General features: G+C 69.9%; 14 protein-coding genes. 2 read left to right on the top strand and 12 right to left on the bottom strand.

Annotated features, from left to right (window positions below; translation table 11 throughout):
* The first annotated feature begins 68 nt into the window (after positions 1–68).
* Together C0481_RS11240 and C0481_RS11245 are read left to right on the top strand one after the other, a co-directional pair.
* Positions 69–1,703 (top strand): AMP-binding protein, encoded by a 1,635-nt coding sequence (locus tag C0481_RS11240; RefSeq protein WP_293403684.1) that lies wholly within the window; start codon positions 69–71, stop codon positions 1,701–1,703.
* Between the two features lie 89 nt (positions 1,704–1,792).
* Entirely contained in the window at positions 1,793–3,838 is a 2,046-nt protein-coding gene (locus tag C0481_RS11245; protein WP_293403686.1) for a M13-type metalloendopeptidase, read from the top strand.
* 357 nt (positions 3,839–4,195) lie between these two features.
* Here the strand turns inward: C0481_RS11245 and hisG are convergent, their stop codons facing one another.
* The 12 genes from hisG to C0481_RS11305 form a co-directional block, all read right to left on the bottom strand.
* On the bottom strand, positions 4,196–5,146 hold the full coding sequence (hisG, locus tag C0481_RS11250) for an ATP phosphoribosyltransferase (RefSeq protein WP_293403688.1): 951 nt from the start codon (positions 5,144–5,146) through the stop codon (positions 4,196–4,198).
* A complete protein-coding gene (locus C0481_RS11255) occupies positions 5,143–6,276 on the bottom strand; it encodes an ATP phosphoribosyltransferase regulatory subunit (protein WP_293403690.1) in 1,134 nt (377 codons plus the stop codon). The genes hisG and C0481_RS11255 overlap by 4 nt, the downstream gene beginning before the upstream one ends.
* The gene (gene hisS, locus C0481_RS11260) at positions 6,273–7,742 is read right to left on the bottom strand and encodes a histidine--tRNA ligase (protein ID WP_293403692.1); all 1,470 of its coding nucleotides are present in this window, start codon (positions 7,740–7,742) and stop codon (positions 6,273–6,275) included. The genes C0481_RS11255 and hisS overlap by 4 nt, the downstream gene beginning before the upstream one ends.
* A gap of 289 nt (positions 7,743–8,031) precedes the next feature.
* Positions 8,032–8,682, bottom strand: coding sequence for a glutathione S-transferase family protein (locus C0481_RS11265; RefSeq protein WP_363223460.1), 651 nt, complete (start codon positions 8,680–8,682; stop codon positions 8,032–8,034).
* Between the two features lie 2 nt (positions 8,683–8,684).
* On the bottom strand, positions 8,685–9,155 hold the full coding sequence (locus C0481_RS11270; RefSeq protein WP_293403694.1) for an SRPBCC domain-containing protein: 471 nt from the start codon (positions 9,153–9,155) through the stop codon (positions 8,685–8,687).
* A complete protein-coding gene (locus C0481_RS11275; RefSeq protein WP_293403696.1) occupies positions 9,139–9,501 on the bottom strand; it encodes a metalloregulator ArsR/SmtB family transcription factor in 363 nt (120 codons plus the stop codon). The genes C0481_RS11270 and C0481_RS11275 overlap by 17 nt, the downstream gene beginning before the upstream one ends.
* A gap of 77 nt (positions 9,502–9,578) precedes the next feature.
* The gene (locus tag C0481_RS11280) at positions 9,579–10,433 is read right to left on the bottom strand and encodes an SDR family NAD(P)-dependent oxidoreductase (protein WP_293403698.1); all 855 of its coding nucleotides are present in this window, start codon (positions 10,431–10,433) and stop codon (positions 9,579–9,581) included.
* A 28-nt stretch (positions 10,434–10,461) separates the two neighbouring features.
* A complete protein-coding gene (gene pgi, locus C0481_RS11285) occupies positions 10,462–12,078 on the bottom strand; it encodes a glucose-6-phosphate isomerase (protein WP_293403700.1) in 1,617 nt (538 codons plus the stop codon).
* Positions 12,079–12,255: 177 nt separating this feature from the next.
* Entirely contained in the window at positions 12,256–12,864 is a 609-nt protein-coding gene (locus C0481_RS11290) for a thioredoxin family protein (protein ID WP_293403702.1), read from the bottom strand.
* A 19-nt stretch (positions 12,865–12,883) separates the two neighbouring features.
* Positions 12,884–15,016, bottom strand: a complete 2,133-nt coding sequence (locus tag C0481_RS11295; RefSeq protein WP_293403704.1) for a protein-disulfide reductase DsbD domain-containing protein — start codon at positions 15,014–15,016, stop codon at positions 12,884–12,886.
* A gap of 79 nt (positions 15,017–15,095) precedes the next feature.
* Positions 15,096–15,383 carry a hypothetical protein gene (locus C0481_RS11300; protein WP_293403706.1) on the bottom strand — a complete coding sequence of 96 codons (288 nt, stop codon included), beginning with the start codon at positions 15,381–15,383 and terminating at the stop codon, positions 15,096–15,098.
* Positions 15,380–16,024 (bottom strand): CatB-related O-acetyltransferase, encoded by a 645-nt coding sequence (locus C0481_RS11305; protein ID WP_293403708.1) that lies wholly within the window; start codon positions 16,022–16,024, stop codon positions 15,380–15,382. The genes C0481_RS11300 and C0481_RS11305 overlap by 4 nt, the downstream gene beginning before the upstream one ends.
* Positions 16,025–16,055: the final 31 nt, after the last annotated feature.

The raw sequence follows: 16,055 nt of genomic DNA on the forward strand, positions 1-16,055 counted from the left end.
GGCGGCGTTGACAGCGCCGCCCCCCGCGTCGTCTATGCCCTCCATATTTTAAGAATGGAGGATCGTCCTTGGTTTGGAATTACGCCAACCTCTGGGAGTCCGTCGCCGACGCGACCCCTGACCGCCCCGCCCTCATCCATGGCGAGCGCCGCCTGAGCTGGTGCGATTTCGACCGCCGCGCCAACGCCCTGGCCAAGGCCATGGTCGACGCCGGCCTGACCCAGCAGTCGAAGGTTGCGGCCTATCTCTATAACGGCCCCGAGTACCTCGAGAGCTACTACGCCGCGTTCAAGGCGGGCCTGGCCCCCTTCAACACCAACTATCGCTACGGCGGCGACGAGCTGACCTATCTGTTCGACAACGCCGACGCCGAGGCCGTGGTGTTCCACGCCTCGTTCGCCGAGATGGCCGACAAGGTGCGCGGCCGCCTGCCCAAGGTGAAGATCTGGATCGCCGTGCCGGAAGCCGGCCATCCGGTCCCCGAATGGGCGGCGGACTACGACGCCATCGTCGCCGGCGGCGGCGCTGATCGCTTCGAAGCCCCCTGGGGCCGCACGGCCGACGACCTGCTGATCATGTACACCGGCGGCACCACCGGCATGCCCAAGGGCGTGATGTGGCGCCAGGAGGACCTGTTCAAGGCGCTGGGCGGCGGGGCCAACCTGCTGCTTGGCCTGCCGCCGCTGGAAACCGTCGCCGAAGCCGGCCAGCGGGCCAAGGCGGTCGACGCCTCGGGCGCGCCGCTGAACATCACCATCCCGGTCGCGCCGCTCATGCACGCCACCGGCCAGTTCATCTCGTTCGGCACCCTGATCGGCGGCGGCGCGGTCGCCACCCTGACCGGCCGCAAGTTCGACCCGGCGGTGCTGTTCGACGAGGTCGAGCGCCTGGAAGCCGCCGGCCTGATCATCGTCGGCCCGGCCTTCGCCGCGCCGATGCTGGAGACCCTGGACGCCAATCCGGGCCGCTGGACCATGCCGTCGCTGAAGCGCATCGCCTCGTCGGGCGCGATGTGGGGCCTGGAGAACAAGCAGGGCCTGCTGAAGCACCTGCCGAACGTGATGCTGATGGACAGCCTCGGCTCGTCCGAAGCGCTCGGCCTGGCGTCCTCGACCTCGGGCGCGGGCCAGGCCACCGGCACCGCCAAGTTCGTGACCGGCCCCAATGCGGCGGTGTTCACCGAGGACGGCGTGCGGGTCGAAGCCGGTTCCGGCGTCCGCGGCCTGGTCGCCGTCGGCGGTCACACCCCGATCGGCTACTACAAGGACGAGGAAAAGTCGGCCAAGACCTTCCGCACCTTCGAAGGCCGCCGCTGGAGCGTGCCGGGCGACTGGGCGACCGTCGAGGCGGACGGCTCGATCACCCTGCTGGGCCGCGGCTCGCAGGTGATCAACACCGGCGGCGAGAAGGTCTTCCCGGAAGAGGTCGAGGAAGCCCTGAAGCGCTTCCCGGGCGTGCGCGACGCCGCCGTGGTCGGCCTGCCCGACCCGCGGTTCGGCGAGCGCATCGGCGCGATCGTGGACTTCGGCGGCGACAACCTGCCGACCCTGGCCGACCTGTCGGCCCACGTGAAGGGCCTGCTCGCCGACTACAAGGCCCCGCGCGAGCTGGTGCTGGCCCCCGTGGCCCGCGCTCCGAACGGCAAGCTCGACTACAAGGCGCTGAAGGCCCAGGCGATCGCCGCCCTGGCTGCGGACGCCTAACGTAACAAAAAAGTAACGTGCTTCAGAGGGCGCGGCCGGTCCACGGTCGCGCCCTCTTCGTAAGACCCTCAGAAGGCTCGAAAATACCGATGAAGACCCTGTGGCTGGGCGCGGCTTCCGCCGTCGCCCTTCTCTGCGTGTCGGCCCCGGCGCTGGCGGACAACCTGCCCGACCTTTCCAAGGCGCCCCGGATGGGCCCCTGGGGCTTCGACATGGCCGGCCGCGACACGTCTGTCGCCCCCTCGCACGACTTCTTCGAATACGCCAACGGCGCGTACCTGAAGAAGCTGGAAATCCCCGCCGACCGCTCGCGCTTCGGCGCGTTCGACGCCCTGCAGGACCTGTCGCAGCAGCGCATGCGCGCGGTGGCCGAAGCGGCCGCGGCCAACAAGGCGGCGACCGGCGGCCAGGCGCAGGTCGGCGCCTTCTACCGCAGCTACATGGACGAGGCCGCCGTCGAGGCGCTGGGCGCCAAGCCGCTGGCCGGCGACCTGGCCGTCATCCGCAAGATCAAGACCAAGGCCGAGCTCTCCGAACTGATGGGCGCGACCATGCGCCAGTTCGGCGGCGCGTTCTTCGGGACCTACATCCATGACGACGCCAAGGCCCCCGATCAGTACACGGTCTATGTGAACCAGGGCGGGCTGGGCATGCCCGACCGCGACTATTACCTGGCCGACCGCTTCAAGACCCAGAAGGCCGCCTACGAGGCCTATGTCGCCAAGCAGCTGAGCCTGGCCGGCTGGGACAAGCCCGCCGAGCGCGCCGCCGCCATCGTCGCCCTGGAGACCCAGATCGCCGAGGCGTCGTGGACCAAGGCCGAGAGCCGCGACGACGACAAGACCTACAACCCCTACACCGTCGCCGAGCTTTCGAAGTACGCGCCGGGCTTCGACTGGGCCGCGTACCTGAAGGGCGCCAAGCTGGAGAAGGTCGACCGGGTCATCGTCGCCCAGAACACCGCCTTCCCGAAGATCGCCAAGATCTTCGCCGATACGCCGATGGACACCTTGAAGGCGTGGTCGGCGTTCCACCTGGTCGACCAGGCCGCGCCGTACCTGTCCAAGGACTTCGTCCAGGCCAGCTTCGAGTTCCGCAACAAGACCCTGTCGGGCCAGCCCGAGCAGCGTCCGCGCTGGAAGCGGGCCGTTGCGGCGACCGACAACAATGTCGGCGACCCGCTGGGCGAGCTCTATGTCGCGGCCTACTTCCCGCCGGAGAGCAAGGCGAAGATGGAGACGCTGGTCGCCAACGTCAAAATCGCCATGAAGGGCCGGATTGAGAAGCTCGAGTGGATGGGCCCAGCGACCAAGGCCAAGGCCCTGGAGAAGCTGTCGAAGTTCGGCGCCAAGATCGGCTATCCGGACAAGTGGCGCGACTTCTCGGGCCTGGAGATCAAGGACGGCGACCTCTACGGCAACGTCAAACGCGCCAGCGCCTTTGACTGGGACTACCGCGTCGCGCGCCTGGGCGGCCCGGTCGACAAGGACGAGTGGCTGATGACCCCGGCCACCATCAACGCCTACTACCTGTCGACCAAGAACGAGATCGCCTTCCCGGCCGCGATCCTGCAGCCGCCGTTCTTCGATCCTGACGGCGACCCGGCGGTGAACTACGGCGCGATCGGCGGGGTGATCGGCCACGAGATCACCCACGGCTTCGACGACCAGGGCCGCAAGTCGGACGGCGACGGGAAGCTGACCGACTGGTGGACCGCCGAGGACGCCGCCAAGTTCGACGCCCAGGCCAAGAAGTTCGGGGCCCAGTACTCGGCGGTCGAGGTGCTGCCCGGCGCGCGCATCAACGGCGAGCTGACCATGGGCGAGAACATCGCCGACCTCGGCGGCCTGTTGGTGGCGCTGGACGCCTATCGTCTGTCGCTGAACGGCCAGCCCTCGCCGGTTCTTGAGGGCGTCACCGGCGACCAGCGGGTGTTCCTGGGCTGGGCGCAGGTGTGGCGCGGCAAGTACCGTGACGACATGATGCGCCAGCAGCTGGTCTCGGACCCGCATTCGCCGCCGAAGTACCGCGTCGACGTGCCGGTGAAGAACATCGACGCCTTCTACGAGGCGTTCGGCGTCAAGGCCGGCGACGGCATGTATCTGGCCCCCGGCGACCGCGTGAAGATCTGGTAGGCCGCGCCTGACGCGACAAAGAAGGGCGGCGCCCAGCCGGGTCGCCGCCCTTTTCTTTGGTCGCCGACATTTTTGACGGATGAGTCAAAATTTGCTTCGGGCAAAAATTTGGCCCGCTGCGGGGGATAATCGCAGCGGGCCTTATTTTGAGCAGTCGCTCTTATAGAGCGGGCGTTTCCTCCCCGAAACGCCGGAGACTGTCGGACTTGGTGGCCGTCATGTCTCTCGCAGGACTGAGAAAACGGTAATTTCTGACCCGAGTCAATGCGCCGAAATCGAAGACCTAGGGATTTATCGATCAGATTTACGCGAGTGAGACTTTTTCGGCGATTTGCGGGATTCTTTTTGACGGTATTGTCAATTACGCACTCGCCTGCGTAGTTCATCGCTCGGGGCACAACCAACGTCATAGACGAAGTCGGGCCGCGAGGCCGTGACCGGTCCGATTCCAACCGCCGCCAGGGCCAACGACGCCTCGGCGACCTTGCCCGCCGGAACGAGCAGGCCGTTGGGGCGGCGGCTAGCTCCGCCCGCGACCAACGCCTCGACCACCGCGCTCTCGCGCGGGTCGGACGGCCAGATCAGAGTGGCGCTGTCGTGGGCCGCGGCGCGGGCCTCGATCACCCGCAGCAGCCGCTCGGCGGCCGCAAGTTGATCTTGGCTCCAGGATGCTCGCAGCGAGGCCGTCAGCTGAGCCTGGCTCTTCAGGATCACCCCGTCGCCAAGGACTTTCAGGCCGTTGGCGACCAGCGTCGCGCCCGTGGTGGTGATGTCGACCACCAGCTCGGCGGAGCCGGCGGCCGGCGCGCCTTCGGTCGCCCCGCCGGACTCGGTGATCCGGTAGTCGGCGACGCCGTGCCGGGCGAAGAAGGCGCGGGTCTGGACCAGATACTTGGTCGCCACCCGCATCCGCCGGCCCGAGCGGGCGAGCAGATCGTGGCCCACCTCTTCCAGGTCGGCCATCGACTCGACGTCGATCCAGCTCTTGGGCACGGCGACGACCAGGTCAGCGCGACCGAAGCCGAGCGCCCGCAGCAGCAGCACCCGGGCGTCGACGTCGCCGCCGCGCTCACGCAGCAGGTCCTCGCCGGTGATTCCCATGTGCACTTCGCCGAGGTCCAAGGCTTCGGCGATGTCGCCGGCCGAGAGCAGCCGCACCTGGATGCCGGGCACGCCCTTGAGCTCTGCCATGTAGCCGCGCGATCCGCCGGCCACGGACAGTTTCAGCCCGCAGTCGCCGAGCCAGGCCTCGACCTGCTCCTTCAGGCGCCCCTTGGAAGGGACGGCGAGAATAAGGGGTTCGCTCACGACTCGCCTCCCGCCCAGGCCCGCCAGGGCCGGACCACGCATCCGACGGCCCGCGCGCCGGCCGTTCCGCCCAGCCGCGAGGGCAGGCTGTCATAGCGCCCGCCGACGGCGACGCTGCGCTCGGGGTCCAAGGCCGCCGAACGGATCTCGAAGGTCAGGCCGTCGTAGTAGTCGAAGGCGTGGCCGAGCGCGGTGGAGAAGCGCATCTGCGCCGACGGCACGCCGGCGGCGGCCAGCAGGTCCAGGCGCTCGCTCCAGGCCGCCAGCGGCGCGTCCAGCGCGCCGGCGCCGGCCACGGCGCGCACGGCCGCGAAGGCGCCCTGCGGCGCGTCTTCGATGGCCAGGAAGCGGCGAATGCGGTCGGCCTGGTCCGGGGTCAGGGCCGGGGCCTGGGCGGCCTGGGCCCGGCGGATCAGGCGCTGGGCGATCGCGGCGGGGCCGCGGCCGCCGACCGGATCGATCCCGGCCAGGGCCCAGACCTCTTCCAGCACCGTGGCGGCGTCTGCTTCCGAAAGCCCCGAGAGCAGGCCGGCGAGCTTGCCGTCCTCGGCCGGGGCTGCGGCCACGCCGTCGGCGCGGGCCAGTTCGGCGGCCAGCAGCCGCGGGCGGGCCGCGACCCGCTTCACGCGGGCGGCCAGCGGGGCGGCCAGGCCCAAGGTGTCGACGAAGGCCGCGAAGAGCGCGATGTCGCCGAGCCACAGCGACAGGTCGCTGCGCCCGCCGGCCTGGGCCGAACGCCAGGCCAGGGCGGCGATCTGAGCGTCGGCCTGCACCACTGAGGCCTCGGCCCCGTCGAAGCTTTCCAGCCCGATCTGGCGGAACTCATCGGGGCGGCCCGGCTCGGGGGAGGCGCGGAAGGCCTTGCCCTCATAAAAATAGCGGCCGGAGGAACGGCCGCTTTCGAGGTGCTGGCGCACCACCGGGACAGTGAAGTCCGGACGCAGGCAGGTCTCCTGCCCGCCTTCCGACTGCACGACGAACAGCCGCGGGCGCATGGCCTCGCCGGCCAGTTCCAGCAGCAGGCCGAGCGGCTGCAGGATCGGCGCATCGACGACCTCGGCGGCCTGGTCCAGGAACGGCGCGCGGATCGCGGCCAGCGGCTCGGCGGGAACGGCGGGTTCGGCGCTCACTGGCCGGCCTCGAGGATCTTGCGCACCGCTGCGACCAGTTCGGCGCGGTCGATGGTCTGCTGCCCCGGACGCTGCTCGCGCCACTCGGCGTTATCGGCGACGCCCGAGGACAGGACGCGGCCGAGGTCGAGGTCCTTGATGGTGACCTTGCCGGCGGCGATCTCGTCGCCGCCCAGCATGATCGCGGCCGGCGCCATGCGGCGGTCGGCGTACTTCATCTGGGCCTTCATGCCGGCCGAGCCGAGATAGACCTCGGCCGGGATGCCGGCGGCGCGCAGTTCGCCGACCACCGAGAAGTAGTGGGCCATGTCGTCGGGGGTGAAGGCGATCACCACCACCGGGCCGCGGACGGCGTCGCCGAGGTCGCGGCCAGCGGCGCGCAGCGCCGAGACCAGGCGCGAGACGCCGAACGAGAAGCCGGTGGCCGGCACCTGCTCGCCGGTGAAGCGGGCGACGAGGTCGTCATAGCGGCCGCCGCCGCCGATCGAGCCGAAGCGGACGCCGCGGCCCTTTTCGTCCTTGGTCTTGAGCAGCAGTTCGGCCTCGAACACCGCGCCGGTGTAGTATTCCAGCCCACGCACGATCGAGGGATCGAAGGCGGCGCGCTCGACGCCGACGCCGAGGCTGGTCAGGGCCTTGTCGATCGCGGCGAGTTCGGCGAGGCCGGCGTCGCCCTCGGCCGAACCGCCGATGATGTTCGCGATTTGATCAAGCGTCTCCGCACGGCCGCTGAGGCCCGCGCCGACGAAGGCCAGCACCGCTTCGGCGCCGGCGGCGTTGAGGCCCGCGCCCTTGGTGAAGTCGCCGGACTCGTCCTTGCGGCCTTCGCCCAGCAGCAGCCGCACGCCTTCCGGACCCAGGCGGTCGAGCTTGTCGACGGCGCGCAGCACCGCCAGCTTCTGGACGTCGTTCTGGACGCCGGCCGTGGTCAGCAGGCCATTGAGGAGCTTGCGGTTGTTGATCTTGATGACCGCCGAGCCGGCCGGCAGGCCCGCGGCCTCCAGGCCCTCGACCGCCATGGCGATGATCTCGGCGTCAGCCTCGGGCCGGGCCGAGCCGACGGTGTCGGCGTCGCACTGGATGAATTCGCGGAAGCGGCCGGGGCCGGGCTTCTCGTTGCGCCAGACCGGGCCGAACGCGTAGCGGCGGAACGGCTTGGGCAGGCCCTCCTTGGTCTCGGCCACAAACCGCGCCAGCGGCGCGGTCAGGTCGTAGCGCAGGGCCATCCACTGTTCGTCGTCGTCCTGCAGGGCGAAGACGCCCTCGTTCGGACGGTCGGCGTCGGGCAGGAACTTGCCCAGGGCGTCGGCGTACTCGAAGGCCCCGGTGTCGAAGGCTTCGAAGCCATAGCGTTCATAGACGGCGGAGACCTTGGCCAGGATCTGGCGCTCGGCGGCCAGATCACGGGCGCGGCGGTCGTTGAAACCGCGCGGGGCGCGGGCCTCGGGGCGGGGAGCGTCGGTCATGGCGCTCGCCTAGCGGGTCGCAGCGCGCGCGGCAAGGCGCGGCTGGGTTTGGGAAGCGGAGATGTCCATTCGTCGGGTCCTTTGGAAGGAGATGTTCGACGGATGGAGCTGGGATGCCCGGAGCCCCATCCGCTGGTGCGGGTGGCTCGGGCGGGGGTCGCTTTTAGGCCATGCGATCCCAGGCCGATCCCGCGTGTGCGGTCGGATGGTGATGGCCGTGATGGTGCGAAACCCGGGTCATTGCGACCCGGGTCTTAGACGCAATGTGTGAAGATAGCGAGTCGGAAGCTCAGGCCGGCTGCAGCTCGGCGAAGTCGCCCAGCTGGGCGGCCAGCGCCGTCTGGAAGGCCGGCCGCGCCTCGCACCTCGCCTGGTAGGCGGCCAGGTTCGGGAACTTCGCCATCAGGTCGGTGTGGCGCAGGTTGCGCAGCACCGTGACCATCATCAGGTCGCCGACGGTGAAGCCGTCCGCCTCCAGATAGTCCTTGTCGCCGAGGTTGGCGGCCAGTTCGCCCAGCCGTTGCTCGACGAAGGCGACGAGGCCCGGACGCCGCAGGCGGGCCCACTCCTGGTCAGCGTTGAAGAGATCGAGCTCGGCCAGGTTCTGGATCGGCGGCTCGATCGAGTTGAGGGCGGCGAACAGCCAGGTGGTGGCGCGGGCCTGCCCCGCCGGGTCGGCCGGCACGAGACCAGGCGCGCGGGCGGCGATGTGCAGCACGATCGCCCCGCTCTCGAACAGCTCCAGCTCGCCGTCGCGATAGACGGGGACCTGACCGAACGGCTGCAAGGCGCGGTAGGCGGCGGTCTCGCGGTCATCGAAATCGATCAGCCGGGCGCGATAGGGCAGACCGGCCTCCTCGAGCGCCCAGCGGACGCGCAGGTCGCGGACCAGGCCGCGGGCGAAGGGCGGAACCCACTTGAAGGCGGAAACCTCGATCATGATCAGGACTCCTTGGCGAGGTAGACGGCCAGCTTGTCGAGCAGCGAACTCCAACCGCCGATGTGGGAGTCGCGGGCCTCGACCGTGGCGAACGAAGTCTGGTGGAAGCGGAACAAGGTGCGGCCGCCGGCCAGCCGCCCAAAGGTGACGGTGACGGTGTGGTCACGCACGTCCATCGCGCCGTCGGCCCAGCCGAAGCTCATGACGATGCGTTCGGCCGGCACGATTTCCTTGTAGGCGCCCTGCATCCAGTGGTCGGCGCCCTTGTCGTCGCGAATACAGGCGCGATAGGCGCCGCCGACGCGGAAGTCCTGCTCGAAGGTGGTGGTGACGAAGTCCTTCGGCCCCCACCATCGCATCAGGTGCTCGGGCTTGGTCCAAACTTCGAAGACCAGCTCGGGCGGAGCTTCGAATACGCGCTCGATGAGCAGTTCGTCGTCCTGGAGGACGGCGGCGTTAGTCGTCGCGCTCATGATCCTTGGCCTCCTTGTTGGCCTGCAGTTCCGCAAGATAAGCGTCCATCCGCTCGAAGCTGCCGTCCCAGAACCGGCGGTAGTGCTCGATCCAGCCGGCGGCGTCCTTGAGCGGCCCCGCATTCAACTGACAGGGCCGCCATTGGGCTTCGCGCGTCCGTGAAACAAGGCCGGCCTGTTCGAGCACCTTCAGATGCCGGGAGACCGCCGGCAGGCTGATCTCGAACGGCTGGGCGAGATCAGAGACGGAGGCCTCGCCCAGGGCGAGGCGCGCCAGGATCGCGCGCCGGGTCGGATCGGCCAGGGCCTGGAAGGTGGTGCTGAGCGGGTCGGGCGTCGTTTTCATTTAACCTATAAGTTAATTAACCCATCAGTTAAATGCAAGGCCCGAGTCGATAGCTGCCGAAAGAGGTGTCGATCGAGCTAGCCCAGGGCGGGGGTGACGTACTCCATGCCGGCCAGCGCCGGGCTGGCGTCGGCGGCGTCGAAGCCGGCCATGATCCGCCCGAAGCGGCCCTGGACCAGGGCGCGCATATCGGGATGGGTGAAGATGTAGCGCTCGTCGGCCTGCACCGCTTCCAGCACCCGCTGGCCGACGCGTTCCGGATCGATGCCGCTGTCGACGAGCGAGCCGCCGGGCGTCGCGGCCGGCTCGGCGGGTCCGCCGTACTTGGCCTGACGGGTGCGGCCGGACTGGTTGATCTTGGTCTTCACGAAGCCCGGGCAGAGCACGGCGACGTTGATGTTCTCAGGCGCCAGTTGACCGGCCCAACCCTCGGACATGCCGACCACGGCGTACTTGGTGGCGGTGTAGGGCTCCATGCCCGGCACCGAGATCATCCCGGCCATCGAGGCGGTGTTGACGAAGCAGCCGCCCTCGCCGTGCGCGCGGACGTGCGGCAGGAAAGCCTCCATGCCGTAGACCACGCCCATCAGATTGACCGCGACGATCCAGTCCCAGTCGGCGGGCTTCACTTCGCCGATCGGACCGCCGGCGCCGACCCCGGCGTTGTTGCAGACCACATGCACCTTGCCGAAGGTCTCGACCGTCGCCTGGGCGGCGGCGACCACGGCGGCGCGGTCCCCGACGTCGCACAAGACGCTGGCGGTGCGGACCTGGCGGGCTTCGAGGTCTGCGACGGCCGCCTTCAGCGGCGCGTCTTCGATGTCGGCCAGCATGACGTTCATGCCCGCCCCGCCGAAGGCGTGGGCCATGGCCAGGCCAAGGCCGCTGGCCCCGCCCGTGATGAACGCGGTTTTTCCGGTCAGGTCGCGCATGTGGGCCTCCCCCTGTTGTTGTTCTGACTTAGACCTTGAGCCGGCTCACCAGCCGCTCGGTCGACGGATCATGCGCGCCGCGCGGCCCGCCTTCCAGTTCGCCGAGGATGCGGGTCGCCAGCGTCTTGCCCAGCTCCACGCCCCACTGGTCGAAGCTGTTGATCCGCCAAAGCACGCCTTCGACGAAGGTCTTGTGCTCGTAGAGCGCGATCAGCGCGCCCAGCGCCTGGGGCGTCAGACGGTCCAGCAGGATGAAGCTGGACGGCCGGTTCCCGTGAAAAGTCTTCTGCGGGGCGAGAACGTCGATGGCGGCGGGGGCCATGCCCTGAACGGCCAACTCGGCGCGCACTTCGCTTTCCGGCTTGCCGACCATCAGCGCCTCGGCCTGGGCGATGGCGTTGGCCAGCAGCTTGGTCTGGTTGGACGGCTCGCCCTCGGTGGCCTGCGCCACGGCGACGATGTCCAGCGGGATGATGTCGGTTCCCTGGTGCATCAGCTGGAAGAAGGCGTGCTGGACGTTCGTGCCGGCGTCGCCGAACACCGCCGCAGCGGTGGCGCGGGGGACCGGCTTTCCGTCGACCCCGGCCTGCTTACCGTTGGATTCCATCTCCAGCTGCTGGAGGAAGTTGGGCAGCAGCCGCAGGCGCTGGGCGTAGGGCACCACCGCGCGGATCGGGCGGTGGAGGCCGTTGCGGTTGAAGATGTGAGCCAGGGCCAGCAGCACCGGGGCGTTGGCCGCCAGCGGCGCGCGGCGGAAGTGGTCGTCCATGGCGCGCGCACCGGCCAGCAGCTCCTCGAACGCCTCGGGACCGAGCGCGATCACGCAGGACAGCCCGACCGCCGACCACACCGAATAGCGGCCGCCGACCCAGTCGCGGAACCCGAAGATCTGGTCGGCCGGGACGCCGAAGGCCTGGGCCACCGCGGGCGCCGCGGAGACGGCGAGCAGGTGCGCGTCGCCGGCCTGGCCGAGCGCGGCACGCAGCCAGGCGCGGGCGACGGTGGCGTTGGCGATGGTCTCCTGGGTGGTGAAGGTCTTGGAGACCACAACCACCAGGGTGCGGGCCGGGTCGAGGCCGTCGAGCGCCAGGGCCATGTCGGCCGGATCGACGTTGGCGGCGAAGCGCAGCTCGATCTGGGGCGCTAGCGGACGCAGCGCCTCCCAGACCAGGCGCGGGCCGAAGTCCGAGCCGCCGATGCCGATATGGACGATGGCGCTGAACGCCTGGCCCGTCGCCCCGCGCTTGCCGCCCGAGCGGATGGCGTCGGCGATGGCGGCCATGGCGGCGCGCGTGGCGTCGACCTCGGCCGAAACCGGCTCGCCCTTGGCTGCGAAGGCCGCGCCCTTCGGCGCGCGCAGGGCCATGTGCAGGGCGGCGCGGTCCTCGGAGGGATTGACCGCCTCGCCAGCGAACTGGCGATCGCGGGCGGCCTCGATCCCGCCGGCGCGGGCCAGGTCCAGGGCGGTCTCGAACTCGCCCAGCGACCAGGGCTGCTTCGACAGGTCGAGCAGCAGCTCCGGCGCCTCGACGCTGAGCCGGTCCAGGCGGTCGGGCTCGGATTTGAACAGGTCGGCGATGCGACGCTCGCGGGCGTCCTGGGCGGCGGTTTCCAGCGTGGTCCAGGCGGCGGCGAGGTCGGTCATGCGAAACCCTTCTGAAGGCGATAGCGGGGCGTTTACGGTATCGCCGTTAGCAAAAGGCGCCCGGCGTGTCTTGGGCGATTCCAGGAAGGTCGCGGCCGACGTCTCGCGCGCCGACGCAATGCGCCCGGTCGTCCGGCCAACCGCCGCGCTGGCTGGCCGCGGGCGCCGCCTGAGGCCCTACTCCGAGTACTTGATCGTGCAGCCGTAGGGCTTGCTGACCGGGGTCGACACCGCGCGACCGGCCTTGATGTCCGACAACGCCGCCGAGACGTAGTTCTTGGCGCCCTTGAGGCTAGCCGGATCGGCGGTCGGCCTGTCGTCGATGCCGCCCATGTAGGCGAGCTTGCCGGTCTGATCGACGATGTACATGTGCGGCGTGGTCTTGGCCGCGTAGGCGCGGCCGACCTGGCCGGCGGGATCGAGCAGCAGGGCCGTGGAGCCGGCGCCGTTGGTCGCCTTCCAACCCTTGGCCTGGGCGCCCTCGACATAGCCTTGCTTGCCCGGCGCCGAGGAGATCAGGGTCAGCCAGACCACGCCGTCCTTTGCGGCGCCCTTCTGCAGGCCCTGCATGTTGCCGGACTTGTAGTGCTTCTGAACGTAGGGGCAGCCGTCGTTGGTCCATTCGAGGACCACAGTCTTGCCCTTGAACTCCGACAGCGAGCGGGTCTTGCCGTCGGCGTCCTTGACGGTGAAGGCGGGGGCGGCCTGGCCGACGACAGGGGCGGCATAGGCGGCGGGCGCCGTGAGCGCGAGCGCGGCGGCGAAGAGGATCGAACGACTGAGCATGGGTGCCTCCTTTGCGGGATCAGCGGCCTTGCGCGTCCTTCAGAGCCCGGACGACGAGGCCTTCGGTAAGGATCTGCGGCAGGATAACGCCCTCGCCGCCCTTGGCGCCATACACGAGGTAGAGGGGAACGCCCGCACGCCCGTGCTTGGCGAGTTCGGCCTCGATCTCTGCATCTTTTCGCGTCCAGTCCGCCTTCAAGTAGACCGCACCGGTGTCCTTGAAGGCGTCGGCGACCGCCTGGCTGGTCAGAGCCACGCGCTCGTTGACCTGGCAGGTCACGCACCAGGCGGCGGTGAAGTTCACCAACACCGGCTTGCCGGCGGCCTGGGCCGCGGCGAGCTTCTCGGGCGAATAGGGTTCGTAGGGGACGTTCGCCTTGCCGCCGCCGCCGGAAGCGGCGACCGCCGCGCCGGGCTCGGCGTAGTTCGGCCAGATGGCGGCGAGCGCGGCGATCAGCGCCAGCACCCCGCCCACGGCGGCGGGCGCGATCACCGAGGCGCCGTTTGCATGGCGGCGCTGGGCGACGCCGAGCAGCCAGGCGCCCAGCGCCAGCACGATCGCCGCCATGAAGATCCGCGCCAGGGCGGTGTCGCCGGCCTGCAGGGTCAGGACCCAGACCAACCAGGCGGCCGCGCCGTACATCGGGAACGCCAACAGCTTCTTGAACCCGTCCATCCACGGGCCGGGCTTGGGCAGGCGGGCCAGCAGCCCCGGCACGAAGGCGGCCAGGGCGAACGGCGCGGCGAAGCCGAGGCCGAGCGCCAGGAAGACGGTCAGGGCGGCGGGCGCGCTCTGGGTCAGCGCCCAGCCAAGGGCCGGGGCCATGAACGGCGCGGTGCAGGGCGCGGCGACCACCACGGCCAGGGCGCCGGTGAAGAAGGCTCCGGCCAAGCCGCGCTTGCCGGCCAGACCCGTGCCGACGCCCTGCAGCGAGGAGCCGACCTCGAACACGCCCGACAGATTAAGGGCCACAGCCAACATCAGCAGGGCCAGTCCAGCCACCACCGGCGGCGACTGCAGCTGGAAGCCCCAGCCGACGGCCGCGCCGCCGGCGCGCACGGCGATCAGCGCCAGGGCCAGCGCCAGGAAGGTGGCCAGCACCCCGACCAGGAAGGCCAGCCCCTGTCCTTGCGCAGCGCGGCGGTCGTGCGCGTGGCCGGCCAGCGAGGCGGCTTTCATCGCCAGGATCGGGAAGACGCAAGGCATCAGGTTGAGGATCAGGCCGCCCAGGAAGGCGAAGGCCGCGGCCAGCGGCAGGCCAAGCGAGCCGCCCGCGCCGCCGCCGGTCTTGGCGGGCGGGCCGAGGCCCGCAGCGCCGGCTGGGAGCGCCCCCTCGGCGGCGGAGATCTCGTAGGATTTGCCGCCCACGGTCAGCACCCCGGCCATGGCGGTCGGGGTCTGCGGCTGCTGGAAAGCGTAGCCCGGCGTCAGGGCCAGGGTCAGGCCGTCGGGGCCGCGCTCGATGGCCTGCGGCTTGGCGTGGTCGATGACCGTGGAGTCGAAGGGGAAGAAGTAGGCGTCCGAGAGGTCGACGCCCTTCAGCGCCTCGCCGGTGATGGCCAGAGCCAGCATCGCCCCCTGCTTGGAGAAGGCGCCGGAGAGGCCGGCCGGGGCCGGCGCATTGGCCAGGGTCTTGGCGATCGGACCGCTCCACTCGGGGTTCGGCTCGGCCAGGCCCTCGGCGACCGGCAGCGACAGGGTCAGCTCGGCGTCCTCGGGAACGCAGATCTCCTCGCAGACCAGGAACGAGGCCTGGGCCTTGAGGGTGACGGTCTCGCCCGGCTTGGCGCTGGCCGGCGCGGTGATCGGCACCGGCAGCAGCACCTCGTCCTTGTAGCCGTAGTTCATCAGCGGCCCGGTCGGCTGGCGCGTGGGCGCGGGCCAGACGATCTCGCCGGCGGTCCAGCCGCCCGGCAGGGTCCAGGCGATCCGGGTGGCCTCGCCGCTGTCGCCGGAATTGCGCCAGTAGGTGTGCCAACCCTTGTCGATCTTCTGGCGCAGGGCGACGTAGGTGGTCGCGCCCGGCGCGATCGACTGGTCGCGCGCCACCAGTTCAGCGACCAGGTGGCCGGTGTCCACCGGCTGGGCGGCCGCAGGCAGCGCCCAGACGAGAGTGAAAGCCGCCAGGAGCTTCGCAAGAAGGCGCGTCATCCGGTCATCCCGATCAGGTACGTCCGCTATATGGCCCGCCGGAGCCCGCGCGCAAAGCGACGCTGACGTCGCGAGGGTCCTATTCGGCCAGGGCCAACCAGCGGCGCGGCCATTTCCAGCCCAAGGGGCGCACCTCGCCGGGTTTCAGCGCCAGCGTCTTGACGGTGCGCGGGGCCAGCGGCCCGATGACGTGGACCGGCTCCAGCCCCTTCACCGGACTGGTCGCCACGCCGCCGATCAGCATGGCGCGGTCGATGGCGGTCCATTCAGCCTTGTTGCGGTCCTCGTGGCCGACCGCGAAGAAGTGGCGCACGGGCGCCGGCTCCCCCGCCAGTTCGATCATCACCCCGATCAGCCAGCCGCTCACGCATGTTCCCGGTCGTAATGGGCCGCGGCCGCCTGCAGGGCGGCGATGTCATCGGCGCAGAGCAGAGGCCGCAGCGCCTCGAACTTGGACTTGCTCCAGCCATAGATCCCCAGCGCCGTCAAAGCCGCCACGGTCGCGTCGGGGAACCGCGGACGAACCGGAACCGCCGGATTGCCGGCCACGATCATGTAGGGCGCGACGTCCTTGGTCACGATCGCGCCCGAGGCGACCACGGCGCCCTCGCCGATCGTGACGCCGGGCATCAGCATGGCCCGCATGCCGATCCAGGCGCCGTCGCCGATCACCGTATCGCCCTTGCCGACGTAGGCGTCGAGGATGACGTCGGCGAACGGATAGAGGCTGAACCAGTCGGTGCGGTGCGTGTGGTTGCCGCCCATCAGGATCACCGCCTCGGCGCCGATGCAGACATAGTCGCCGATGTGGAGCTGATCGATCGGCCACTGCGGCTCCCAGGCCGCCAGGCTGTAGGCGTCGCCATAGTGATAGCGGACGACGCTGTCCTCGAACGAGCCCGACCAGGCGTCGCTATAGTAGCTGCCAGTCCCGCGGATGTGGATGTTGGGGTTCTTGACCGTCTCGTGGAGGTACTCGACGCGAGACCAGTGCTTGGGTGAAGTCATGACGCTGCTGTCTAGACGCGGGCCCTGCTCG

Source organism: Phenylobacterium sp., assembly GCF_013822795.1.
Classification (GTDB): domain Bacteria; phylum Pseudomonadota; class Alphaproteobacteria; order Caulobacterales; family Caulobacteraceae; genus Phenylobacterium.

Excerpts from the sequence above, each read along its gene's own strand:
- C0481_RS11265 (WP_363223460.1), bottom strand. The coding sequence starts at position 8,682 with ATGATCGAGGTTTCCGCCTTCAAGTGGGTTCCGCCCTTCGCCCGCGGC.
- C0481_RS11270 (WP_293403694.1), bottom strand. The coding sequence starts at position 9,155 with ATGAGCGCGACGACTAACGCCGCCGTCCTCCAGGACGACGAACTGCTC.
- C0481_RS11245 (WP_293403686.1), top strand. The coding sequence starts at position 1,793 with ATGAAGACCCTGTGGCTGGGCGCGGCTTCCGCCGTCGCCCTTCTCTGC.
- C0481_RS11280 (WP_293403698.1), bottom strand. The coding sequence starts at position 10,433 with ATGCGCGACCTGACCGGAAAAACCGCGTTCATCACGGGCGGGGCCAGC.
- C0481_RS11275 (WP_293403696.1), bottom strand. The coding sequence starts at position 9,501 with ATGAAAACGACGCCCGACCCGCTCAGCACCACCTTCCAGGCCCTGGCC.
- pgi (WP_293403700.1), bottom strand. The coding sequence starts at position 12,078 with ATGACCGACCTCGCCGCCGCCTGGACCACGCTGGAAACCGCCGCCCAG.
- C0481_RS11290 (WP_293403702.1), bottom strand. The coding sequence starts at position 12,864 with ATGCTCAGTCGTTCGATCCTCTTCGCCGCCGCGCTCGCGCTCACGGCG.
- C0481_RS11295 (WP_293403704.1), bottom strand. The coding sequence starts at position 15,016 with ATGACGCGCCTTCTTGCGAAGCTCCTGGCGGCTTTCACTCTCGTCTGG.
- hisS (WP_293403692.1), bottom strand. The coding sequence starts at position 7,742 with ATGACCGACGCTCCCCGCCCCGAGGCCCGCGCCCCGCGCGGTTTCAAC.
- C0481_RS11305 (WP_293403708.1), bottom strand. The coding sequence starts at position 16,024 with ATGACTTCACCCAAGCACTGGTCTCGCGTCGAGTACCTCCACGAGACG.